Below are 23,253 nucleotides of genomic sequence, written 5' to 3'. Positions count from 1 at the left end.
ATGACAAAATTACAACTTAGAGCCTTTCTCTATCAGCTCACATCCTTTGCCGTATTGTTTATTGGTTTCCGATTTTTGATAGCACATTATACCGCTATTACTGGATTTTGGATTCCATTAACAGCTTTTGTAGTTGGGACAATTTTAGCACCAAAATTCCAAGCCGTAAAAACCAAAGACGGCGAAAAACTTTTTATGAAATGGTTGTTTGTTAAAGGTATAAAAGAGGTAAAATAATTACTTCTTTTTATTGGTTTTTTCAGGAACTTTTAGTCCCACTTTCTTCTTGTAAATAGGAATAAAATAGGAAATGGTATAATTAAAACCCGCACCAAAATTACCGTTATACGTTCTGTTAAAACCCGGAATATAAAGGTTGTCAAAAGTATCTGGTTTTTTGTTTGAAATTAGATTATTCATTCTAAAACTAAAACCCATATAAAAATTATTAAAGACTTTGGCATTTACACCCACTACAACTTCTAGCCATTGCGCCGTTAGCCCACTAAAAGTTTCATTCGGGAAATAAGTAGGAGTATCTTCAAAATAAGGATTGGCATTGTACAGTTTGTAACTATTTAATCGTTGGCTAAAAGTACTCACTCCGTATCGCATTCCGATGTAGATCTTGTTTTCCATGTCTAACCAATTTTCATAAAAGTTATAATCAAATCCTACTCTAAAATAGGTTCCCTTTGTGGTAAAATTAAGTTGGTCATCATCAACGGTTTTATTTTCGTTTCCTAATTCTCCAGCTAGGTAGTATTTTTTAGAGATTCTATAATCGCCAACAACTTCTAATCCTTGGTATTTATCTTCATAAAAAGAACGTGAAAGTTTGAATAAATCAATTCCTACTCGTAAACCGTACCTATTCGTTTTTACGGGTATACTGTCTGTTTTTTTAGCTTGTGCCTGAATCATAAATGATGACAGCACCATGCAAATACTAAAAATATATTTTGATGTGTGTTTCATTTTCTGTTTCTAAATTAAATTTTTCAACCACAATATCTTTAATCCATTTGCCATTGGTTACAGCAGGGTCGTCATTTAATACAAAGGGATTGGGCAAAGCGCTGTCGTTATTAAGGTCAAAAAGTATTTTATACCCACAAGCTCGGGAGACATAAACGGTTTTTGTTGAATAATTAAATTGAAGAATGTCTTTAAAAATTAAAGCTGGGTTGGGATTCGTAGCATTTAATGTAAAACTATATGTAGTGCTTGTAGTTGTTAATTGTAATGGAACCTGAATTTTACTTCCGGTTGTAAATAAAATGTCTGTAGTTAATCCATCACCTAATATCGATAAATTAGTTATGTTTTTTTTATTTACTCGATTATCGTTATCGTAAAATTCAATAATAAGTCGTGGAGTAGTGGGCGTATTGGCATCGCAAATATCATCCTTTTCACAACTTGAAAAAGAGTAAGATATAAGGATAATAAGTAGAAGTAATTTTTTCATAAATCTTTATTCTCAATGACAATAACAATAGCAAAAATCAATTTTAATGACTGAAATCAAAAATCTGCACCCGAGCCTAAAAGGCGAACTGGCGAAGCAATCTAAAATTTTCTCTCCAAAAGTACAACATTTTCTACGTGATGCGTTTGCGGAAACATATCTACCGGTCGCACTCGAGTTACTTTGTATTTCTCGTCCATTAAAGCTAAATCACGAGCTTGTGTTGCCGAGTTACAACTTACATATACAATCTTATCTGGAGCAATTTTCATAATTTGTTCCACCACCTCTTTGTGCATGCCGTCTCGAGGAGGGTCAGTAATAATTACATCAGGTTTGCCATGTTGGGCAATAAAACTTTCGTTAAATACTACTTTCATATCGCCTACAAAAAATTCGCAATTCGTTATTTCGTTTCTTTTGGCATTGGCTTTTGCATCTACAATGGCTTCGGGAACACTTTCTACTCCAATCACTTTCTTCGCATTTTTAGATACAAATTGAGCAATAGTTCCTGTTCCGGTGTACAAATCATACACAATTTCATTGCCGGTTAAACCAGCAAATTCCCTAGTAATTTTATACAATTCATACGCTTGGGCGGAATTGGTTTGGTAAAAAGATTTGGCATTGATGCTGAATTTCAACCCTTCCATTTCTTCCAAAATATACTCGCGACCTTTGAATAATTTTACGTCTTGGTCGTAAATGGTGTCATTTGGTTTTCCGTTGATGACGTATTGAAGGGAAGTGATTTCAGGAAAACGATGGGCAAGAAAATGCAATAGCAATTCCCTTTTGGTTTTATCTTCTTCAAAAAACTGAATCAAAACCATAATTTCACCCGTTGATGCGGTTCGAATCATTAAAGTTCTCAAAAAGCCTTCGTGCGCTCTTGGATTAAAAAACGATAAATCATTTTCATTGGCAAAAGCTCTAATTTCATTACGAATCGCATTAGAAGGGTCTTCCTGCAAATGGCATTTGGTAATATCCAGAATTTTGTCCCACATTTTCGGAATATGAAAACCCAAAGCATTTCGGTTTCCTAAATCTTCAGTGCTTTCTATTTCTTTTTCGGTAAGCCAACGCGCATTGGAGAACCCAAATTCCATTTTGTTTCGGTAAAAGAATTGTTTTTCAGAACCTAAAATGGGTTCCAATTCAGGAAGCTCAATTTTTCCGATGCGTTGCAAATGGTTTTTTACTTCATTTTGTTTGTAATACAATTGCTGGCTGTACTTCATGTTTTGCCATTTACAACCGCCACAAACCCCAAAATGTTCGCAAATGGGTTCAATTCGATGTTCTGAAAATTCGTGAAAACGAACCGCTTTTCCTTCGTAATAGGCTTTACGCTTTTTGAAGGTTTGCACATCTACCACATCGCCGGGAACGACATTGGGAATGAAGATTACTTTTCCGTCTGGAGCTTTTGCTACCGAAACGCCTTTTGCACCAGCATCAAGGACTTTTATATGATCAAAAACGATTTTGTCTGTATTTTTCTTTGCCATGGCGCAAAAATAAGGGATTGGTTGGTTTTATGAATTCAAATGAGTAATTAGTTTTGAAAATATATTTTATTTACAATTCTTTGCAATATTCTCCAGGCTTTACTTTCTTAAATCCAAGTTTCTTTAAATACCTGAAATAACTCACATTATTTCCTTTGGCAACGACTTTGGAATAGCCTAAATCTATAAATTTTTGTTTAAGACTGAAATATACATATTTGCCGTTTTTAAAATCTTTGTATTCGGGCAATACATAATCTAAACCAACGTGAAGTTCATTGGTGTTTTCTCGATGGGCTAAGAACAAACCGGCTACCGACATGTTTCTTAAAATATAAAAGCTCACGGTATTTCTATCAGGATTATAGGAAAAGCCTGGAAGTATTTTTTGAATGCTTTCATCATGAAAACTTAAAAACCGCTTTAGATATTCGCTTTTAGCATTAATTTCGAGTATTTCAAAAGTTTCTTTTTTAGAATATATTTGAACTAAATAGTAAATGTCTACCAGTAGAATAATACCATTAAGAACACCAACAGGATAGGCATGTATTAAGAATCCGTATGTTGAAAATAACAAAGCTCCTACACAATTAATCCATCTGAATTTGATAATAGAACTCATCATCATAGAAACCATGATGATTACTGAGGCTACATAGCCCATCCACTGTAAATAATCAATTTGCATAAAGTTGTTTTTAATCAAATAAATCGGATGACAAATAGCGATCGCCTCGGTCACAAATAATAGCAACCACAACACCTGATTCTAACTGATTGGCTATTTTTAGTGCTGTAGCAACCGAACCGCCGCTGCTCATTCCGGCAAAAACACCTTCTTCTTTTGCCAATCTTTTGGTCATTTCACGTGCTTCTTGTTCGCTTACTTCAATAATAGTATCTACTTTTGAAGCATCAAAAATTTTGGGTAAATATTCTTGGGGCCATTTCCGGATTCCAGGAATTTGAGAGCCATCACTAGGCTGTGCACCAATGATTTGTATGTTTGGATTTTTTTCTTTCAAATAAGTCGATGTTCCTATAATAGTTCCTGTTGTTCCCATAGCAGCAATAAAATGAGTTACGGTTCCGTCGGTATCATTCCAAATTTCTGGACCAGTAGTTTTGTAATGCGCTTTCCAGTTATCGTCATTTGCAAATTGGTTTAACATAAAGTAGCCTCCTTCAGCCATTTTTTTGTCGGCATAATCACGTGAACCAATAATACCCTCGCTAGCAGGTGTTAAAATTACGTTTGCACCATAAGCAAGCATGGTTTGTGTACGCTCTATAGTTGAATTTTCTGGGAGAATTAGTTCTATTTCTAAATTAAATAGTTGTGCAATCATGGCCAATGCAATTCCAGTGTTTCCACTGGTAGCTTCAATGAGTTTATCTCCTTTTTTTATGTCGCCTCTTTCTATTGCTGATGCTATCATATTGTATGCGGCTCGGTCTTTTACACTGCCGCCGGGATTATTACCTTCGAGCTTTAAAAGCAGTTTTACATTTTTATTTTTTACTAATGAAGTCGATTCCATCAATGGAGTATTTCCAATTAGGTCTAATAACTTTTGAGGCTTCATACTATTTTAATTCTTTTATTTTTACTTCTGTAGTGGTAGTATTGGTAACAATTGATTTTTCGGGAATCGATTTTGTAATCCAAGTGTTTCCGCCAATAATACTGTTTTTACCAATAATAGTATCGCCTCCTAAAATGGTAGCATTGGCATAAATACAAACATTTTTTTCAACAGTGGGATGTCTTTTAGCGTTTTTCATGGTTTTGCTCACACTCAAAGCTCCTAAAGTAACTCCTTGATATATCTTTACATGTTTTTCGATAACAGTAGTTTCTCCAATTACAATTCCAGTAGCATGGTCTATAAAAAATGGAGTTGCAATAGTTGCACCAGCATGAATATCAGTTCCTGTAATGCGATGTGCATATTCGCTCATTAATCTAGAAAATAATAATAAATCTAGTAAGTATAACTCATGACTTAGTCTGTATATTGCTATGGCATAAAAGCCGGGATAGGCGAGATATACTTCTTCAATACTATTAGAGGCTGGATCATTTTCTAGAATATAAGCTGCATCTTCGTTCAGTCTTTCTAAAACAACTGGCAATTTTGCTAGAAACTTATCCCAGTTTTCATCGCAAAGTTCACTGGTTTTTTTGCAGGCAATACTCGAAATTTCTTTAAACTGTTTTTCTAATTCATCAATGCTTTCCTCTAAATGTGCTTTTGAATCAAATAAAGTGTAAAACAGTTTTTCGGTAAAAGCTTCTGTTTTGGTTTTAATTCCATAATTGATAGAAGTGTGTAACTTCAAGGAATCTATATTTTGAATGATACTATTTTTTGTCACCATTAAAAAAGTTAATGTTATCTATGGTATAAAAGTAATATGTTTTTTAGGAACTCAAACCAATTTTATAAAAAATACAAATTTTGTTTGAAAAACGTAACAATTTAACCATAGTTACTCAAATAAAAAAAGTTATTCTAAAGTTAATTTGATAATTTTAAATACACATTTGACTATTATTGATGCAATCAATAAACAGAAAATGTTTGTCTTTTAAATATTTTCGATTAATTAATATTAAATTTGATGCAAATTAGATGATTTCTCTCTAAAAGAAGGAATGGTAAAGGCAAGTATTTAAAAAATTTTTAAAATGTCAGTTGTTGAAAAAACAAAATCGGAAGCAATAATCGCTTTAGAAAATAAATATGGAGCACACAATTATCATCCGTTACCAGTAGTTTTAAGTAGGGGAGAAGGCGTGTATGTATGGGATGTAGATGGAAAAAAGTATTATGATTTCTTATCGGCCTATTCAGCTGTAAATCAAGGTCATTGTCATCCTAAAATTGTAAATGCTTTGATACAACAGTCCCAAAAGTTAACATTGACATCTCGTGCTTTTTATAACGATCAATTGGGTCCTTATGAAGAGTTTTTGACAAAATATTTTGGTTTCGATAAGGTTTTGCCAATGAATACTGGTGCAGAAGCTGTAGAAACCGCCATAAAATTAGCAAGAAAATGGTCCTATGAAGTAAAAGGGATTCCAGAAAATGAAGCGCAGATTATTGTTTGTGATGGTAATTTTCATGGGAGAACTACAACTATAATTTCATTTTCAAATGATGCAAATGCTCGTAAGAACTTTGGTCCGTATACAAATGGATTTATTTCGATTCCTTATGATGATATTGAAGCTTTAGAAAATGTTTTAAAATCTTCAAAAAATTGTGCTGGTTTTCTTGTTGAACCTATTCAGGGTGAAGCAGGCGTTTATACTCCAGCCAGTGATTATATGATGCGCGCTAAAGCACTATGCAACAAGTATAATGTTTTATTTATTGCCGATGAAATTCAGACCGGTATTGCTAGAACAGGATCGCTTTTAGCCGTTTGTGGAGATTGCAATTGCGAAAATCATTGCGAAAGGCAAGCTACTTACGCTACACCAGATATTTTAATTTTAGGAAAAGCCATCTCAGGGGGAGCTTATCCAGTTTCTGCGGTTTTGGCTAATGATACTATAATGAATGTAATAAAACCTGGGCAACACGGTTCTACTTTTGGTGGAAATCCTATAGCTGCAGCCGTTGCAAAAGCAGCCTTAGAAGTTGTAGCAGATGAGAATTTAGCTCAAAATGCCAGAGTTTTAGGTAAATTATTCCGAAGTAAATTAAACGAATATATCAAAACAAGTTCAATTGCAACCTTAGTTAGAGGAAGAGGGTTGTTGAATGCTGTGGTTATAAACGACACTGAAGAAAGTGATACGGCTTGGAATATCTGTCTTGTTTTACGCGATAATGGTCTTTTAGCAAAACCTACTCATGGCAATATCATTCGATTTGCACCACCATTAGTTATGAATGAAGAGCAGCTACTGGATTGTGTTGCAATTATTATAAAAACATTGCAACAGTTTGAGAAATAGTATAAATAAAATATCCTCCAATTGGAGGATATTTTATTTATTGTTCTTGTTGCTGTTTCATTTTTTCTATTAGATTTTGTTGAAAATCTTTAATTCCATCTTCTCCAACAACTGTATAAAGATAAATAACAAAAATTAAATAAATAGAACCTAAAATAATACCAATAATAGATAAAATCTTACCTGTATTTAAATTAGCGTAGCCACTATATATTTCAGGATTTTCATTATAAGCTGCTATATCTTTTTTAGCCAAGAAAAGAGCAACAATCCCCAAAACAATCCCAATTCCATAACAACAACACGTTAGTATTGATGCAATTCCTAGAATGATTACAGAAGTTGCATTGGGTAATTTTTGTTTTTCCATTTTAATATTATATTTTTAAAGGTGAATAATCATTTTGTAAATGTATGAAACAATCATAATGATGGCATTAATTATTGCTAGAAAAATAATTGATTTATGATAGTTTCTACTTTTATCAATAAAATGTAAACCGAGAACTCCTAAAAACAATACAGTTGTATAGATGGCAGGAAACATATCGTAAGCTCCAGCAAAATCTCCTTTAAGAAGTAGCATAAATGCTCTTTGAGTTCCACAACCCAAACATTCTACTCCGAAAAGCTTTTTGTTAATACAAGGAATCATATATTTTTCTACGTCCAAAATCTAAAATTATTTATGTTACAATTTTACAAAAAAATATTCACAACAGAATAGTAAGTTTGTTACTTTTGAAATCTGATACCATTCAAATGAAAAAAATAGTATTTCCTCTGATGATTATAGCCATTACTATTGCTCTATATGAGCAAAGTAAGGAAGATAAAAATGTATATTTAATAGTTGTTGCTATTGTACTATTTATGTATGGAATGATTCGGTTAAGCGCCAAAACGCCAAGTAAAAATAAAGATAACAATAACGCCGATGTTTGATATAGGAGATAAAGTTTCGGTGTTAGATGAGGCTATTAATGGTGTTGTTTTATCTGTTCAAAACAATGAAATTTCTATTGAAACAGAAGATGGGTTTATTATGAATTTCCTCTCTAAAGAACTAGTTAAAGTAAACGATACCAGTGATTTAAATTTTAAAATAGGAAGTTTTAATTTAAATCAAATTAAAATAGAAAAAGAAATTCCAAAACCAAGAAGTTTTGTAAAGGAAAAGAAAACTAAAGGCGAAATTCCTCCACCAGAATTTGATTTGCATATCGAAAAATTAGTGCCTAATTTTAGAGGAATGAGCAACTATGATATTCTTACTTTACAATCAGAAACTGCAAAACGACATATCGAATTTGCCATTAGGAATAGGGTTCCCAAAATTGTTTTTATTCATGGTGTTGGTGAAGGTATTCTTAAAGCCGAACTGGATTTTTTATTAGGTCGTTATGAAAATATTGCTTTTCAAGAAGCGAATTATCAAAAATATGGATTGGGTGCGACTGAAGTGTATATTAAACAAAATGCAAAATAATTACTCAGGAAGTAAAAGCTCTCCAAACAGCATATCATCACCATAATAAAAAGAGCTATTGCCTCTTTTAAAGATTACCTTCTTTAATCGTATCGTATGTAAATAACCTCCTGAAGTAGTTGTAATTACTTCAATTGTACCTTCTGTAGCTACCCATTCTTCTGAAATAACAGGACTTAAGGGGGTTGTGTCTCCGCAAAAGTATTCAGGTAGTAAAGTTGATGTTGGTAAAGAACTTTTGTATAATCTATAAACGAGTCTGTTAGTTGTAGCTGAGATAGGCTGAGGAAGAGAGCCTGTTTTTTGAATTAAACTAGGGTCTACATTTTCTATAACTAAGCTTTCGGTTCCATTATTTCTAGCATTAAAGATTTTAGTTGTTGAAGAACATTGCTCAACAAGTTTTGGGTCAAAAGAAAACGGTAATGTTGTTGCTGTAGTTTGATAATTTCCAAATGTGAATGTGTCATACTTTTGTTCAGTACCATCACTTTTAGAAAAAACAATATTTTTATAAACAACAGCATGATTGTATCCTGAAATTTTTTTCTGCCCCGTTTCAGTATTTGTAGTAGCATAATTTGCTTTGGTAATAATTTGGATAGTTCCTGATTTTGCTATCCATTCACCAGTAGCGACTGGGGTTATTGGTCCAGCAACAACACAAATATTGTCTGAAGCTACTTTTCCATTATAAAATCTATATCTTACAGTAACTTCACCTCCAATAGGTATTTCTCGTGGCTTATCTAAAAGAGTTTCATCATTTAGAAATGCATTTTTTTCCGCTGGAATTTTCATAAATAAAGCTTCAGAATCCTTTAATTTATAAATTATTTCTCCGCACGAACTTGCAGTAACATCTTCAAAATTAATAGTATCAACAGTCAATTTGCCGTCATCGCAACCATTTAGAATTACAATTAAAACCAACAACCTCAATAATCTTTTCATGTTTATACAATTTACTACAAAAATAGTATTTTAAATTACAATCCCCAATCAATTTGTATTCCATTAATTAATTCAAGTTGCTAGTTAATCGTTTTGTTTAATTAGAGTCCAAACACAAATAAAGTTAGTTTTATCAGAAAGCTATCTAAGGTTACTGCATATGTTGTTATTGGGAACATTTTTTTGATGTTACTTATTGCTGTTTCTACTCTTTTTCACATTTTTAGCTTTTCATGTTTTGTTCCAATGTATCTATTTTCTTAGCGATTGACTTGCGTTGAATCTTTAATAAGATTCATTTTCTCTACAAAGAAATATCTTTTAACCCATAATCTGAATAGGCACTATTAGCATATAATGAGGATTACGCAGGTAAATTAGTGATCATTTTTCCTAATGCTTTTGTATCCTACGTTTTACCTGGTGAAAATGAAAAACTATTGAAATTTCATCTTTTGTGTTAAATAATTGTACTTTAAATCCGTAAAAACTTGTTAAAGAAACTATTGTCATTAAGATAATTTCGCTATCGCTGAGTTGTATTCCTAAATCTTATACGTGAATAATTCCTTGTTAAATATTATTATTAAACAAAAAATAAATATAATTTTGTCTTTACAAAGTATTGGTTCCGTTTATTGGTTTGTAAAACAAATTCACTTAAACTTTGATTTTTTTTTTTATTGGATAGTACCACTAGCAACTTGAATCGATTAATAGTAATATGGTGCGTTTTTTATTTTTTTTACTACTAATTTTACTACAGATAATAAATTATTAAAAAATATAACAACAATGAAAGCAAATAATATTTTAGAAACCATTGGTAATACTCCAGTTGTTCGAATAAATAAGTTATTCGAAGGTTCAAAAAAGAAAGTCTGGATTAAATTAGAAAAAACGAATCCAGGAAGTAGTATAAAAGATAGAATAGCTTTGGCAATGATAGAAGATGCAGAGCGAAAAGGTTTATTGAATGTTGATAGTGTAATTATTGAACCCACATCTGGAAATACTGGAATAGGCTTGGCTTTAGTTGCCGCTGTTAAAGGATATAAAGTTATTCTGGTAATGCCTGAATCTATGAGTGTAGAACGCAGAAAATTAATGGAAATTTATGGTGCAGAATTTGTGTTAACTCCAAGAGAAAAAGGGATGAAAGGAGCTATCGAAAAAGCAGCTGAATTAGTTTCAGTAACTCCAAATGCTTGGTCACCAAAACAATTTGACAATCCAGCAAATGTTGAAGTTCACGAAAGAACAACAGCGCTAGAAATACTTGCCGATTTTCCTGATGGACTAGATTATATTATTACCGGAGTGGGTACAGGAGGACATATAGTAGGCGTTGCAAAAGTATTGAAAGCAAAATATCCTAATTTAAAAGTATTTGCGGTAGAACCTGAATTGTCTCCAGTATTGAGTGGTGGAAGTCCAAGTCCGCATCCTTTACAAGGAATAGGAGCTGGGTTTATTCCTTCAATTTATCAAAGTGATTTAATTGATGAAGTAATCCAAGTGAGTAAAGAAGATTCTTTTAAATATGCCAAAAGTATAGCAAATCAAGAAGGAATTCTGGTGGGGATTTCTACCGGAGCTTCACTTGCAGCCGTTGCAAAAAAATTAGAATCTATTCCTGATGGCTCTGTTGTTTTGACTTTTAATTACGATACTGGAGAGCGTTACTTGTCTATTGAAGGATTGTTTTAAAATTTTAAATCTATATTTAAGTCAAATTCGTCATAAATGGTCCAATCTCCAATATCATCAAAAAAGTTTCCGGAACCATATTGAATTCCATATTTTGTTCTATCAACTTTTAATTTGGCAGTCGCTCCTTGCTTGTTTATTATTAAATCAAACTTAATGGGATTTGTCACTCCTTTTATAGTTAAATCGGCAATCACTTTGTATAGGTTCTTTCCTTTATCAGTAATTGATTTGAAAACTAATTGTGATGTTTTGAAATCCGTAATATTAAAAAAATCAAAAGATTTTATATGTCCCTCTAGCTTTAATTTGTCATTACCCGTTTGGTCTGTATTGTTAATGGTTGTCATATCAACAATAAAATCGCCTCCAACGATTTTCTCATTTTCATATACCAAGAAGCCTTCTTTAAAGTTAATAGTACCTTTGTGTTCACCTGTTACTTTTTTCCCATTCCAAGTAATAATACTTTCTTGTATGTTAATACCTATAATTTGAGAAGAAAGAGAAGAATTGGCAAACAAAACCAATATCATAAGTACAATTTTTTTCATTTTAATAATTTTTTTAACGACAATTATTAAATATAAATTAATAAAATAACGTTAGTATTCGTGTATATTAATAATTAATTAGGCTAGGCTAACAAAGTTAATAAAAACTACATACTATTTACATGATTGGAGATAAAAAATTTAATAAATTTTGCAATGAAATTTATTAAATTATAAGATTTGTTTTCAATTAATTCTTTTTTTAGAATTGTAAAGCTACAATAAAATAGAAATCATCAATAATTGCAAGATTTGGTTTGTATTCAATCTTTTTAATTTGGATTTAATTGCAATATTAATGTTTAGTTGCAGAAGTTGTAAAACTATAAGAAGCTAATATGTAATTACATATCAATGATATCATTCTATAAAATGGCAATCATAGAAATTTCAACATTTACATTTTTCGGCAAGCAAGAAACTTGAACGGTTTCTCGAGCTGGAGCTGTTTTTTCGTCAAAAAAGGTTCCGTAAACAGAATTAATTGCTGTAAAATCACTCATGTCCATAATGAAAATAGTCGATTTTACAACGTTCTCAAAAGTCATTCCTGAAGCTTCTAGAATTGCTTTTAAGTTATTCATTACTTGAGTAGTCTCAAGTTCTATGGTATCTAGAACTAATTCCATTGTTAAAGGATTTAGTGCAATTTGTCCAGAAATATATAATGTATTACTTTTTAAAACAGCTTGATTGTAGGGGCCAATCGGAGCTGGTGCATTATCGGTTGTAATTATTTTTTTACTCATTATTATTATTATTATTATTATTATTATTGTGAAAGATAAATTAAAAATATAAATTTAATGAATTAAAGATATCAATTTTATAACTAAAAATTAAACTTATTTATCTCAATAATCGATCTGGAATAGTACGTTTGTCCCATTTAATATCGCTTAAAACGCCCGATTTAATTCCGATAAAGAAACCCCAAAAGGCATTATCTCCAAAAGGTGTCCAATTAAAATCCATTCTCCAACTTAATAAGTCTCGTTCAAATCGTAATTGAGTAAAGGTTACTCCTTTTTGCACAAAATCATAACCAGTTGAGGCTCCTACTTTCCATTTTGGCGTAAGGTCTGTATTGGCTGAAACCATTAGTGAATTACCACTAATAGCATTTTCTCTGTTTACATTAGAGTAGGTTAGTTGATACGCTAATGTGATGTCCCAAGGCAAATCGGCTTTATAAAACCCCTTAAAGGAATCTTCTTCACTATCATTGCCAAATTGACTTTCTCTTCTATCACTAAAATCGGTATTGGTTCCAAACAAATCGTCATCACGACCCCCATTTCTCTCTCCTTGTTTATTCTCTTTTTTCTTATCTTTATCTCCATCACGACTGCTTAAGGAATAGTTTAGTGTCATATTAGCACTTGTCATCCTAAATAAACTCCCTCCATTATCAATATTAAAAGTATTGATTTCTCGTCCAGATTTGTTAATTGCGTATGGGTTTAAGGTCATGCCAAAATTGGCATTCATTTTATTTTTAAAAAATTGTGTACCAGCGCTAACTCTTAGTGGAGCCCAACGTAATGAATCTGCTGCAATGTCATAACTCGTCGAAAGATTTAAATTGTTTAAAAGCATCACTTTTTTAGGCTCTGTTTTAGTAGAATCTTTATCGGTTACCTTGGCTTCAAAAGTGTTACTTAAACTAATTCCAACGTTATTAGATCTGTTTTTTCCTGGTGCTCCAAAAATCCCTCCTTCAAAACGAGTATATTCTTTTATCATAGTCCCACTAGCATCTGCAGCATACGTATCATAATATTTAGAAAAACTTGGGGTTTGACTATATGAAACCGCTGGTCTCATAACATGTCGAATGGCTTTTATATTCTTTGTTTCCCCTAAATTAAAAGTACCATATATAGTTGTACCAATACTTGAAGAAAAAGAATAGGTTCTGAACGCATCAAAACCATTTATATCTTTAATTACTTCTTTACTTAAATCGGAATCAAAAGATTTGTTTATGGTTTTTATATACCAAACTTCTTGATAGTTTATTGAGGTTGAAGCACTAAAATACTTAAAAACTTTAAAGTTGGTGCTTAAAGGAATACTATGCTGAAATCCTGCTTTGGCATCTCTAAACATTTGTGGTTTAAAAAATAATGAATCTGTGGTTTTAATCTGATTTTCTCCTCTTAAGTTGTATTGAAAATTGATGTTTTTAAAGAATCCTTTTTTTAATCCTTCACCAGATGCAAATGGAAAAATACGATCTACACTCATTTGAAGTGTAGGTAAAGTCATATTAATTTCTTCTGTTCTTGTGTTTTGTGAATGAGAGGCTGTTAGCGATAAATTTACTTGTGGTACAGAATTAAATGTTTTAGAATATGAAATAGAAGAATTTAATGTATTGTTAAGATTAGACCCTGCATTTAATTGATTTATTGATTGTTGAAAGTATCTACTACTTCCTAAATTTACCGATGCAGAGAAACGCGAATTTGGACTTGATTTTGAGTCTTGTGAGTGCGACCATTGAATGTTATATATATTTGTTTTAGAATAATCAGGAAAACCTCTTTCGCTCTGAATTAAATTTTCATATCTAATATTTACATTTCCTCTAAACTTATACCGTTTAGCATAGCTCGATTCAAATCGTAGCGCATAACTTCCGTTGGTATAATAATCGCCAAGAACAGCCAAATCATAGTTTTTACTCAAAGCAAAATAATAACCGCCATTTTGTAAGGAATAGCCTCTTTGTCTGGTGTCGTTAAAAGTAGGAATAATTATACCCGATTGACTTTCTTCGGTCATAGGAAAAAAAGCAAAAGGAAGTGCAAGAGGGGTAGGGACATTCGCAATTACCATATTTGTAAGGCCAGTAACTACTTTTTTACCTGGCACATATTTTACTTTACTAGTCTTAAAATAATATTCGGGGTCGTCAATATCGGTAGATGTTGTAAAGCGAGCACCTTTCATGAAATAAACAGAATCATTAACTCTTTTTGATATTTCTGCTTTAACTCTAAATTCGCTTTGCTCAGTTCTGGAGTTCCATATAAGAGCTTTTTTTGTTTTATAATTAAATCGAATGGAATCGGGTTCAACCACATTACTACCTTGTTTGAAATTAGGTAATTGTGTATACACTCCAGACGAATCTTTTATTCTACCAGCATAAACCTCATTTTTTTCATAATTAAAAACAATAATTCCTGATTTTAACTCAATATCTTGATAGTACAACTCTGCTTTATCATACAGCGTAATCAATTTTTTCTTTTGGTCTATTTTTGCATATTTTTCTGCTTTGTATTTTATTTTACCTTCAAGAATTGGTTTTTTTTTGATACTATCTACTTTAATACTATCAGAAATAATAGGAATGTCTGTAGTTACAATTTTTAAGCTATCAGCCTGTTTATTAACAGGTATAGCAGTCGATTTCTTGTTTATATCTTGCGAATAAATATTAGCACTTCCTATTGTTAGGAAAAAGGCTAATAAAACGATATTAAATAAGTTTGTACGCAAAGGTTTAAATGCTATTTTTGTAAAAATATGGCTTAGTTTTTAGAAGAGCCAAACTTAAACATAATTTTTGGTCAAAAGTAAACAATTATAAAAATTAAAGACAAAACGTTTTTATTTAAATTAACTTTTAAAACACAATGAATATTATATCTAAATTTAAATTGCTTTCTACCTTTTTTTTCATATCAATTGCTTTAGTGTCTTATGGACAATCAAACGCTAAATTCAAAGTTGCCTTAGATGCAGGACATGGAGGACATGACTTTGGGGCAGTTTACAACGGTCATATAGAAAAAAATATTACATTGGCCATTGTTCTTAAAGTAGGAAAAATTCTTGAAGAAAATCCTAATATCGATATTGTGTATTCAAGAAAAACAGATGTCTTTATTGAACTTGTTGAACGCTCAAGTATTGCTAATAGAGCGGATGCTAATATTTTTGTTTCTATACATTGCAATGCTAATAAAAATCCTGCTGCTCAAGGAACAGAAACTTATGTTATGGGTTTGAACAAAAATGCCTCAAATCTTGCTGTAGCAAAAAGTGAGAATGCGGTAATTACTTTAGAAAAAGATTACAAACAAAAATACGAAGGTTTTGACCCCAACAATCCAAGTACAATGATAGGCATGACTTTGATGCAAGAGGAATATTTAGAAAACAGTATTTCATTAGCCAGTAAAATAGAAGATCAATTTATTGGTAATTTTGATAGAAAAAGCAGGGGAGTAAAACAAGCTCCATTTATGGTACTGCACAAAGCCTACATGCCAAGAGTATTAATAGAAACAGGTTTTATTTCTAACTTAAAAGATGGGCAATTATTAGATTCTGAAGAAGGACAAGACCAAGTAGCTCAAACAATTGCGGATGCTATATTAAGTTACAAAAAAGAATATTTTGGTAATGGCAGTAATGAAATTTATGAGAAGCCTTCAAAACGATTTGTAGAAAAGCTATTGGATACTACAACTATAAAAAAAGCAGAAAAAATAGCACAAAAAACAACCGTCGAAAAGCCACAAATTAAGACTATTGAGGAGACTTCGGGAGTTATTTTTAAAGTTCAAATTGCAGCAGTAGCAAAAAAAATAGAATTAATTCCAAGTAACTTCAAAGGATTAAAGAATGTAGCCATTAATACAGATAATGGAACATTTTATAAGTATACTTATGGAGAAACTTCTGACTATAGTAATGCAAAACGCAATTTAGAAGAAGCAAAAACGAAAGGATTTACTTCGGCTTACTTAATTGCATTTAAGGATGGTAAGAAAATTAGTATTCAGGATGCCATAAAATAATCCTTTAGTTCAGATAATTTATTTTAAATTTGCTTTAAATCACAAAAATTTTGAAAATATCAAGAGAAATTAAAACCGCAATATTAGTTATAGGCTCCATTTTATTATTTATTTGGGGATACGGTTTCTTAAAAGGAAAAGACTTATTTACCAATTATAGAACATTTTATGTAGAATATCAAAACGTTGAAGGTCTCGCAAATGCTGCTCCTGTAACCATAAATGGTTTAGTTGTAGGCAAAGTCAATAGCATAAAACTTCAAAATACTACTGGAAAACTAATTGTAGAATTGCTTATAAAAAGTGATTTTCCTATTTCTAAATCGAGTATTGTAAAAATTTATGAGCCAGGATTAATTGGTGGGAAGCAAATTCAAATCATTCCGAATTTAGCCGATAAATCGATAGCAGAAACAGAATCATTTTTACTGGGTTCTATTAAACCAGGATTAACAGATCTTGTTGCTGAGAAACTAACTCCACTTCAAGAAAAAGCAGAAAAAATGATAGTTAGTGCAGATTCGCTTTTAACTAATCTGAACAAAGTTCTTGATGCAAAAACGACTGAAAATATAAAAAGTAGTATTTCAAATCTTAACCATACGTTAACCGAATTTAATAAAGCTTCAAAAAGTGTCAATATTATACTGGATGAAAACAAAGAAAAAATAGGAGGAATTGTTACTAATTTCAATAAAGTATCTAATGATTTTAGTAAAATTTCCGATTCACTTTCTAAAGCAAATATTGGAAAAACTATTAACAATTTAGAGAACACTTTGTCAAAAGTAAACAGCATCATGGCAGATGTTCAGTCTGGAAAAGGAACATTTGGTAAGTTAATGAAAGACGATGCATTGTACAACAATTTTAGTAAAACAGCCACAGAATTAGAATTATTATTGCAAGATGTACGATTAAATCCTACACGTTACATTAATGTTTCTGTATTTGGAAAGAAAAACAAGCCATATGTTACTCCAGTAAGCGATTCTATATCAAAGCAAAAAACTAGCAAATGATAAGCTATTTAGATACTATTTTATTTGCAATAATTCTAAGTTTTGGAATAAGCTTTTTTGTGATTAATATCAAGAAAATCATTCGAAATATAAAATTAGGTCAAGACATAAATCGTTCAGATAATTCTGCTCAACGTTGGTCAAATATGGCTATGATTGCATTAGGTCAATCTAAAATGATAAAGCGACCAATTGCTGGAATACTGCATGTTATTGTTTATTTAGGTTTTGTAATCATAAATATTGAAGTACTTGAAATTATTATCGACGGTCTTTTTGGAACCCATCGTGTGTTTTCATTTCTAGGAGTTTTCTATGATGTTTTAATAGGTTCTTTTGAAATTTTAGCCTTTTTAGTTTTAGTAGCTGTTATTGTTTTCTTAATTAGAAGAAATGTCATCAATCTCAAGCGCTTTGTAAGTTCAGATTTAAAAGGATGGCCTAAAAGTGATGCCAATTATATTTTGTATTTCGAAATTGTATTGATGTCTTTATTTCTTTTAATGAATGCTTCTGACTATCATTTACAATTATTGAATTTTGGACATTATGAATTAGCAGGAGCATTTCCAATATCTCAATTTATTGAACCAATTTTTAACGGAATTCCAGAAACTACCGTTATGATGATAGAACGGTTCGTATGGTGGTTGCACATTATTGGAATTTTGTGTTTTTTAAATTATTTGTATTTCTCTAAACATCTGCATATTCTTTTGGCTTTTCCCAACACTTATTATGCTAATTTGAATCCAAACGGACAATTTGATAATTTGGCTTCAGTTACTAAAGAAGTAAAATTAATGATGGATCCAAATGCCGACCCATTCGCCACAGTACCAATAGATAAAAACGCAATACCTAGTAAATTTGGAGCTAGTGATGTTATGGATTTAAATTGGGTGCAATTGTTAAATGCCTATACGTGTACCGAATGTGGTAGATGTAAATCTTCCTGTCCTGCAAACATAACGGGTAAGAAATTGTCTCCTCGAAAAATTATGATGGATACCAGAGATCGTTTAGAGGAAGTAGGTAAAAATATCGATGCCAATAAAGGCGTTTTTGTGCCAGACAATAAAACGTTGCTCAACGATTATATTACAACCGAAGAACTTTGGGCTTGTACCTCTTGTAACGCTTGTGTTGAGGAATGTCCAGTAAATATAAGTCCATTATCTATTATTATGGATATGAGAAGATATTTAGTAATGGAACAAAGCGCAGCACCACAACCTATAAATGCCATGATGACCAATATAGAAAATAATGGTGCCCCATGGCCTTACAATCAGCAAGATCGATTGAATTGGAAGAACGAGTAAATTTTAGTTTAAGTTTTAAAACTTGAAACTTTGAACTTGAAACTTGAAACAAAAAAATTATGTCAGAAGTAATAAACGTGCCAACAATGGCAGAAATGATGGCACAAGGCAAGCAACCCGAAGTTTTGTTTTGGGTAGGTTGTGCAGGAAGTTTTGATGACAGAGCCAAAAAAATAACCAAAGCATTTGTTCGAATTTTAAACAGATCCAATGTTTCCTTTGCAGTATTAGGAACCGAAGAAAGTTGTACTGGGGATCCTGCCAAAAGAGCCGGAAATGAATTTTTGTTTCAAATGCAGGCTATGATGAATATTGAAGTTTTAAACGCTTATGAAGCTAAGAAAATTGTTACTGCTTGTCCACATTGTTTTAATACTTTAAAAAACGAATATCCAGAATTGGGGGGCAAATATGAAGTGATTCATCATACCGAGTTTCTTAAATCACTTTTGGATACAGGACGATTAACCATCGAAGGCGGACAGTTTAAAGGAAAGCGAATTACTTTTCACGATCCGTGTTATTTAGGAAGAGCTAACAATATATATGAAGCTCCTAGAGATTTAATTCAGAAATTGGATGCCGAATTACTAGAAATGAAACGCTCAAGAGCCAACGGATTGTGTTGCGGAGCTGGTGGTGCTCAAATGTTTAAAGATGCAGAAGCTGGGAACAAAGAAATTAATATCGAAAGAACAGAAGATGCACTCGAAACCAAGCCAGATATTATTGCCGCAGGTTGCCCGTTTTGCAATACTATGATGACCGACGGGATTAAAAATAAAGAAAAAGAAAGCGATGTCAAAGTAATGGATATTGCTGAATTAATTGCTAATGCTCAAGATTTATAAAATCTAAAAATCCTAAATCTCATGCTTGTTCCTTTTGAAAATTTACCACTAGAATCAAAAATCTGGATCTATCAATCTAACAGAAAATTCTCTGATGAGGAAATCACTGAAATTGATGTTGCCTTACAATCATTTTTACAAAATTGGGCTGCACATGGCACAAGTCTTGAAGCTTCTTACCAATTAAAATACAATCGTTTTATCATTTTAGCAGTAAATCAAGAAGTACAAAACGCAACTGGTTGTTCTATAGACGCTTCGGTGCAATTTATTCAAAGTTTAGAAAAAAACTACAATGTCGATTTGTTAGATAAAATGAATGTAACTTTTAAACTTGGAGATCATGTAGCGCATAAAACGTTAATAGATTTCAAAAAAATGGCTAAAGATAAAGCCGTTACCGAAAACACGATTGTATTTAATAATTTAGTCAATTCTATTGAGGAATGGAATGAAAATTGGGAAGTTCCTGCAGGCGATAGCTGGCATAGCAGGTTCTTTTAATAATAAAAAGAGAATGAAAAATACAATTATAAAAATACTCCTTCTGAGTTGTCTTTATATTTTTACTGTAAGTTGTGTTACTCCTAAAACGGTAATTCCGAAACCACCAGAGGTTGTTATTGCTCCAATAATAAAACCAGTTTTTGATGATACTTACGGATTTGATTCTGAAAATCAAAAAAAATGGGTAGATAGCGTTTACAATAAAATGACTTTTGATGAAAGAGTTGGACAATTGTTTATGGTTTCGGCCTATTCAAATAAAGATTCACTTCACATCAATTCTATTGATAAATTGATACAAGATTATAAAATTGGCGGATTAATATTTTTTCAAGGAGGACCTGTTCGTCAAGCCAAATTAACCAATCGATTTCAATCAAAATCCAAAATCCCACTTCTCATAGGTATAGATGCCGAATGGGGTTTAAGTATGCGATTAGATTCTACTTATCGTTACCCTTGGAATATGACTCTTGGTGCAATTAAAGATAAAAAATGGATTGAGAAAGTTGGAGTGCAAATGGGTGAGCAAAGCAAAAGAGTAGGAGTACATTTTAATTTTGCCCCTGTTTTAGATATCAATACCAATCCTAAAAATCCAATTATTGGGTTTCGCTCTTTTGGAGAAGACAAAGTAAATGTGGCTGAAAGTGCTTTAGCTTTAATGAGAGGGTATCAAAGTTTAAATTTATTAGCTACAGGAAAACATTTTCCAGGACATGGTGATACCGAAATTGATTCTCATGCGGCGCTCCCAACAATCAGTTTTTCTAAAGAACGATTGGAGGATATTGAGTTTTATCCTTACAAAAAGTTATTTGATGAAGGTTTGGCATCTGTAATGGTAGCGCATTTGAATGTGCCAAGTTTAGAGCCTAAAGAAAATTTACCGTCATCCGTTTCTCATACTATAATTACCGATATTTTAAAAATGCAACTCGGCTTTAAAGGACTTATTTTTACGGATGCCTTGAATATGAAAGCTGCAAAAAATTTCAGAGATCCTGGCGAAATTGATTTAGAAGCTTTTCTTGCTGGAAATGATATCCTACTTTGTGCCGAAAATGTTCCTATTGCCAAAGAAAAGATATGTATTGCTTATCAAGACAGTTTAATTACAGAGAAAAGACTTGCCTATTCGGTAAGAAAAATATTGAAATACAAATATAAAGTAGGATTGAATAATTATGAGCCCATACCTGTTCCTAACATTTACAAGGATTTAAATACAACTGCTAATGATGCTTTGCAATATGAATTGTATGAAAATGCAATAACAGTTTTAAAAAATAAAAATGAGATTCTTCCCATTAAGAATTTAGAAAATAACAAAATAGCTTATGTTAAATTGGGAGATGATATAAACAGTTCTTTCGTTACTACTTTAAAAAAATATACTGAGGTTACCGAAGTTTTTGATGAAAATATAGATAGTTTAAATGTAAAACTTAAAAACTATGACACTGTAATTGTTGGTTTTCATAAGTCGGATAAAGCTTGGAAAAAATATGACTTTACAGATACAGAATTACTTTGGTTGCAAGAGCTAGCAAAAAACAACATTGTTATATTAGATGTATTTACAAAGCCCTACGCACTAAATACTATTTTAAATTTTGATGAAATAGAAGGTGTTGTACTATCGTATCAAAACAGCGATGTAGCACAAATCGTTTCTGCCGAATTGCTTTTTGGCGCTATAGATGCCAAAGGTAAATTGCCTGTTTCTATAAATACAAATTTTAAAATTAATGATGGTTTAACGACACAAAAACTAAATCGACTTGGATTTACTATACCTGAAAATGTGGGTATGAACAGTGAAGTTTTATCCAAGATTGACAATTTTGCAAACAAAGCCATTAATCAAAAAATGACCCCTGGAATTCAGGTTTTAGTGGCTAGAAAAGGAAAAGTAATTTATCAAAAATCTTTTGGTTATCACACCTATGAAAATAAAGTAAAAGTGGTAAATTCAGATATTTATGATATTGCTTCATTGACTAAAATCGTTGCAACTTTACCAAATGTAATGCAACAATACGATCAAGGAAAGGTTACTATGGAAACTACTTTAGGTACTATGCTTCCTATTTTTGATCAGTCAGATAAAAAAGATATTTCGTTTAAAGAGTTATTATCTCATTATGCCCGTTTTGAGGCTTGGACTCCTTTTTATAAAGCCACTCTTGACAGTTCAAAATTTCCTTTGCCTAAATATTATAGCAAAGTAGCAAATGAGCAATTTTCCAAACAAGTTGCCGATAGTCTTTTTTTAAGAAATGATTATCATGATACGATTATGAAAAAAATTGTTGATAGCAAGTTAATACTTAAAAAAGAATACAAATACAGTGATTATACCTTTATTATTTTAAAAGAATATCTGGAAAGAATTACAGGTAAAACCCTTGATATTTTAGTTCAAGAGCATTTTTATAATTCATTAGGGATGAATAATACCACCTATAATCCGTTACGAAAATTCAACAAATACATTATTCCTCCAACTGAAATCGATACCTATTTCCGTCATCAATTGCTTCAAGGGTATGTACACGATATGGCGGCAGCCATGGAAGGCGGAGTTGGCGGACATGCAGGTGTTTTCTCTAATACTATGGATGTTGCTAAAATAATGCAAATGTATTTGCAAAAAGGCAATTACGGCAATCGTCAGTATTTTTCTGAAAAAACATTTGCCGATTTTAATACCTGTTATTTCTGTGCAGAAGGAAATAGAAGAGGAATTGGTTTTGATAAACCACAACAGCCTGGAGCTGCAGGACCCACTTGTGGCTGTGCATCATTAACTAGTTTTGGACATACTGGGTTTACAGGAACTATGACTTGGGCTGATCCAGAAACCGAGATTGTTTATGTGTTTTTATCCAACAGAACTTTTCCAGGTACCAATGCTACCAATACTTTGTCAAAAGAGAACATTAGAGAAGATATTCAGAAAGTGATTTATGAGGCAATTGTGAAATAGTTTTTTAACTAATCATAGACCTTTTATTTTTTTTAACGTAAGTTTTCCTAAAAAACATTTTGATT

Annotated in this window: 23 protein-coding genes and 1 pseudogene; 11 read left to right on the top strand and 13 right to left on the bottom strand. The window is 31.8% G+C overall.

Features of this window, described 5'->3' with window-relative positions; genetic code table 11:
- Entirely contained in the window at positions 1-237 is a 237-nt protein-coding gene (locus F6464_RS12880; protein ID WP_151108359.1) for a hypothetical protein, read from the top strand.
- Here the strand turns inward: F6464_RS12880 and F6464_RS12875 are convergent, their stop codons facing one another.
- From F6464_RS12875 to epsC, 6 genes are all read right to left on the bottom strand, one after another.
- Positions 238-978: a DUF6048 family protein gene (locus tag F6464_RS12875; RefSeq protein WP_151108358.1), complete on the bottom strand. Its 741-nt coding sequence runs from the start codon at positions 976-978 to the stop codon at positions 238-240.
- The gene (locus tag F6464_RS12870; RefSeq protein ID WP_151108357.1) at positions 950-1,471 is read right to left on the bottom strand and encodes a DUF6452 family protein; all 522 of its coding nucleotides are present in this window, start codon (positions 1,469-1,471) and stop codon (positions 950-952) included. The genes F6464_RS12875 and F6464_RS12870 overlap by 29 nt, the downstream gene beginning before the upstream one ends.
- 101 nt (positions 1,472-1,572) lie before the next feature.
- The gene (gene rlmD / locus F6464_RS12865) at positions 1,573-2,988 is read right to left on the bottom strand and encodes a 23S rRNA (uracil(1939)-C(5))-methyltransferase RlmD (protein WP_151108356.1); all 1,416 of its coding nucleotides are present in this window, start codon (positions 2,986-2,988) and stop codon (positions 1,573-1,575) included.
- A 70-nt stretch (positions 2,989-3,058) separates the two neighbouring features.
- A complete protein-coding gene (locus tag F6464_RS12860) occupies positions 3,059-3,679 on the bottom strand; it encodes a hypothetical protein (protein ID WP_151108355.1) in 621 nt (206 codons plus the stop codon).
- 10 nt (positions 3,680-3,689) lie between these two features.
- On the bottom strand, positions 3,690-4,577 hold the full coding sequence (gene cysM, locus F6464_RS12855; RefSeq protein ID WP_151108354.1) for a cysteine synthase CysM: 888 nt from the start codon (positions 4,575-4,577) through the stop codon (positions 3,690-3,692).
- A gap of 1 nt (position 4,578) precedes the next feature.
- Positions 4,579-5,370, bottom strand: a complete 792-nt coding sequence (gene epsC / locus F6464_RS12850; RefSeq protein ID WP_151108383.1) for a serine O-acetyltransferase EpsC — start codon at positions 5,368-5,370, stop codon at positions 4,579-4,581.
- 313 nt (positions 5,371-5,683) lie between these two features.
- Between epsC and rocD the strand changes: the two genes are divergently transcribed.
- Positions 5,684-6,964: an ornithine--oxo-acid transaminase gene (gene rocD, locus F6464_RS12845; protein ID WP_151108353.1), complete on the top strand. Its 1,281-nt coding sequence runs from the start codon at positions 5,684-5,686 to the stop codon at positions 6,962-6,964.
- A gap of 37 nt (positions 6,965-7,001) precedes the next feature.
- Here the strand turns inward: rocD and F6464_RS12840 are convergent, their stop codons facing one another.
- Positions 7,002-7,334, bottom strand: a complete 333-nt coding sequence (locus F6464_RS12840; protein WP_151108352.1) for a CCC motif membrane protein — start codon at positions 7,332-7,334, stop codon at positions 7,002-7,004.
- A 15-nt stretch (positions 7,335-7,349) separates the two neighbouring features.
- The gene (locus tag F6464_RS12835) at positions 7,350-7,637 is read right to left on the bottom strand and encodes a DUF2752 domain-containing protein (protein WP_151108351.1); all 288 of its coding nucleotides are present in this window, start codon (positions 7,635-7,637) and stop codon (positions 7,350-7,352) included.
- Positions 7,638-7,705: 68 nt separating this feature from the next.
- Between F6464_RS12835 and F6464_RS12830 the strand changes: the two genes are divergently transcribed.
- Both F6464_RS12830 and F6464_RS12825 read left to right on the top strand, forming a co-directional pair.
- The gene (locus F6464_RS12830; protein ID WP_225318084.1) at positions 7,706-7,909 is read left to right on the top strand and encodes a hypothetical protein; all 204 of its coding nucleotides are present in this window, start codon (positions 7,706-7,708) and stop codon (positions 7,907-7,909) included.
- Positions 7,902-8,453 carry a Smr/MutS family protein gene (locus F6464_RS12825; RefSeq protein ID WP_151108349.1) on the top strand — a complete coding sequence of 184 codons (552 nt, stop codon included), beginning with the start codon at positions 7,902-7,904 and terminating at the stop codon, positions 8,451-8,453. The genes F6464_RS12830 and F6464_RS12825 overlap by 8 nt, the downstream gene beginning before the upstream one ends.
- Here F6464_RS12825 and F6464_RS12820 read toward each other — a convergent pair whose 3' ends face one another.
- Both F6464_RS12820 and F6464_RS14785 read right to left on the bottom strand, forming a co-directional pair.
- Positions 8,454-9,407, bottom strand: a complete 954-nt coding sequence (locus tag F6464_RS12820) for a hypothetical protein (protein ID WP_151108348.1) — start codon at positions 9,405-9,407, stop codon at positions 8,454-8,456. It lies immediately after the preceding gene.
- A gap of 101 nt (positions 9,408-9,508) precedes the next feature.
- Positions 9,509-9,896: pseudogene (locus F6464_RS14785) on the bottom strand (IS982 family transposase); the annotation flags it as partial.
- A 306-nt stretch (positions 9,897-10,202) separates the two neighbouring features.
- Here F6464_RS14785 and cysK point away from each other — a divergent pair.
- Positions 10,203-11,117, top strand: coding sequence for a cysteine synthase A (gene cysK, locus F6464_RS12815; RefSeq protein WP_151108347.1), 915 nt, complete (start codon positions 10,203-10,205; stop codon positions 11,115-11,117).
- Here cysK and F6464_RS12810 read toward each other — a convergent pair.
- From F6464_RS12810 to F6464_RS12800, 3 genes are all read right to left on the bottom strand, one after another.
- Complete coding sequence (locus F6464_RS12810) at positions 11,114-11,671, bottom strand: YceI family protein (protein ID WP_151108346.1); 558 nt, start codon at positions 11,669-11,671, stop codon at positions 11,114-11,116. The genes cysK and F6464_RS12810 overlap by 4 nt on opposite strands.
- Before the next feature lie 365 nt (positions 11,672-12,036).
- A complete protein-coding gene (locus F6464_RS12805; protein WP_151108345.1) occupies positions 12,037-12,420 on the bottom strand; it encodes a RidA family protein in 384 nt (127 codons plus the stop codon).
- A 100-nt stretch (positions 12,421-12,520) separates the two neighbouring features.
- Complete coding sequence (locus tag F6464_RS12800; protein WP_225318083.1) at positions 12,521-15,184, bottom strand: putative LPS assembly protein LptD; 2,664 nt, start codon at positions 15,182-15,184, stop codon at positions 12,521-12,523.
- A 137-nt stretch (positions 15,185-15,321) separates the two neighbouring features.
- Here F6464_RS12800 and F6464_RS12795 point away from each other — a divergent pair, with 137 nt between their 5' ends.
- Genes F6464_RS12795 through F6464_RS12770 form a run of 6 tightly spaced genes read left to right on the top strand, consistent with a single transcriptional unit; the run spans position 15,322 to position 23,188 of the window.
- Positions 15,322-16,491, top strand: a complete 1,170-nt coding sequence (locus tag F6464_RS12795; protein ID WP_151108343.1) for an N-acetylmuramoyl-L-alanine amidase family protein — start codon at positions 15,322-15,324, stop codon at positions 16,489-16,491.
- A 50-nt stretch (positions 16,492-16,541) separates the two neighbouring features.
- Positions 16,542-17,513 (top strand): MlaD family protein, encoded by a 972-nt coding sequence (locus tag F6464_RS12790; protein WP_151108342.1) that lies wholly within the window; start codon positions 16,542-16,544, stop codon positions 17,511-17,513.
- Entirely contained in the window at positions 17,513-18,838 is a 1,326-nt protein-coding gene (locus F6464_RS12785; protein WP_151108382.1) for a (Fe-S)-binding protein, read from the top strand. Before F6464_RS12790 ends, F6464_RS12785 begins: the two co-directional genes overlap by 1 nt.
- A gap of 59 nt (positions 18,839-18,897) precedes the next feature.
- Positions 18,898-19,689 (top strand): (Fe-S)-binding protein, encoded by a 792-nt coding sequence (locus F6464_RS12780; RefSeq protein WP_151108341.1) that lies wholly within the window; start codon positions 18,898-18,900, stop codon positions 19,687-19,689.
- 21 nt (positions 19,690-19,710) lie between these two features.
- Positions 19,711-20,193, top strand: a complete 483-nt coding sequence (locus F6464_RS12775) for an ABC transporter ATPase (protein ID WP_151108340.1) — start codon at positions 19,711-19,713, stop codon at positions 20,191-20,193.
- Positions 20,194-20,206: 13 nt separating this feature from the next.
- Entirely contained in the window at positions 20,207-23,188 is a 2,982-nt protein-coding gene (locus F6464_RS12770) for a glycoside hydrolase family 3 N-terminal domain-containing protein (protein WP_151108339.1), read from the top strand.
- Positions 23,189-23,253: the final 65 nt, after the last annotated feature.

Origin of the sequence: Flavobacterium luteum (genome assembly GCF_008806775.1) — a bacterium.
Taxonomy (GTDB): domain Bacteria; phylum Bacteroidota; class Bacteroidia; order Flavobacteriales; family Flavobacteriaceae; genus Flavobacterium; species Flavobacterium luteum.
The sequence above is the reverse complement of the archived record's forward strand: the minus strand, read 5'-3'. Positions and strand labels throughout refer to the sequence as shown.

Excerpts from the sequence above, each read along its gene's own strand:
- F6464_RS12880 (WP_151108359.1), top strand. The coding sequence starts at position 1 with ATGACAAAATTACAACTTAGAGCCTTTCTCTATCAGCTCACATCCTTT.
- F6464_RS12875 (WP_151108358.1), bottom strand. The coding sequence starts at position 978 with ATGAAACACACATCAAAATATATTTTTAGTATTTGCATGGTGCTGTCA.
- F6464_RS12870 (WP_151108357.1), bottom strand. The coding sequence starts at position 1,471 with ATGAAAAAATTACTTCTACTTATTATCCTTATATCTTACTCTTTTTCA.
- rlmD (WP_151108356.1), bottom strand. The coding sequence starts at position 2,988 with ATGGCAAAGAAAAATACAGACAAAATCGTTTTTGATCATATAAAAGTC.
- F6464_RS12860 (WP_151108355.1), bottom strand. The coding sequence starts at position 3,679 with ATGCAAATTGATTATTTACAGTGGATGGGCTATGTAGCCTCAGTAATC.
- cysM (WP_151108354.1), bottom strand. The coding sequence starts at position 4,577 with ATGAAGCCTCAAAAGTTATTAGACCTAATTGGAAATACTCCATTGATG.
- rocD (WP_151108353.1), top strand. The coding sequence starts at position 5,684 with ATGTCAGTTGTTGAAAAAACAAAATCGGAAGCAATAATCGCTTTAGAA.
- F6464_RS12840 (WP_151108352.1), bottom strand. The coding sequence starts at position 7,334 with ATGGAAAAACAAAAATTACCCAATGCAACTTCTGTAATCATTCTAGGA.
- F6464_RS12825 (WP_151108349.1), top strand. The coding sequence starts at position 7,902 with ATGTTTGATATAGGAGATAAAGTTTCGGTGTTAGATGAGGCTATTAAT.
- F6464_RS12820 (WP_151108348.1), bottom strand. The coding sequence starts at position 9,407 with ATGAAAAGATTATTGAGGTTGTTGGTTTTAATTGTAATTCTAAATGGT.
- cysK (WP_151108347.1), top strand. The coding sequence starts at position 10,203 with ATGAAAGCAAATAATATTTTAGAAACCATTGGTAATACTCCAGTTGTT.
- F6464_RS12810 (WP_151108346.1), bottom strand. The coding sequence starts at position 11,671 with ATGAAAAAAATTGTACTTATGATATTGGTTTTGTTTGCCAATTCTTCT.
- F6464_RS12805 (WP_151108345.1), bottom strand. The coding sequence starts at position 12,420 with ATGAGTAAAAAAATAATTACAACCGATAATGCACCAGCTCCGATTGGC.
- F6464_RS12795 (WP_151108343.1), top strand. The coding sequence starts at position 15,322 with ATGAATATTATATCTAAATTTAAATTGCTTTCTACCTTTTTTTTCATA.
- F6464_RS12780 (WP_151108341.1), top strand. The coding sequence starts at position 18,898 with ATGTCAGAAGTAATAAACGTGCCAACAATGGCAGAAATGATGGCACAA.
- F6464_RS12775 (WP_151108340.1), top strand. The coding sequence starts at position 19,711 with ATGCTTGTTCCTTTTGAAAATTTACCACTAGAATCAAAAATCTGGATC.
- F6464_RS12770 (WP_151108339.1), top strand. The coding sequence starts at position 20,207 with ATGAAAAATACAATTATAAAAATACTCCTTCTGAGTTGTCTTTATATT.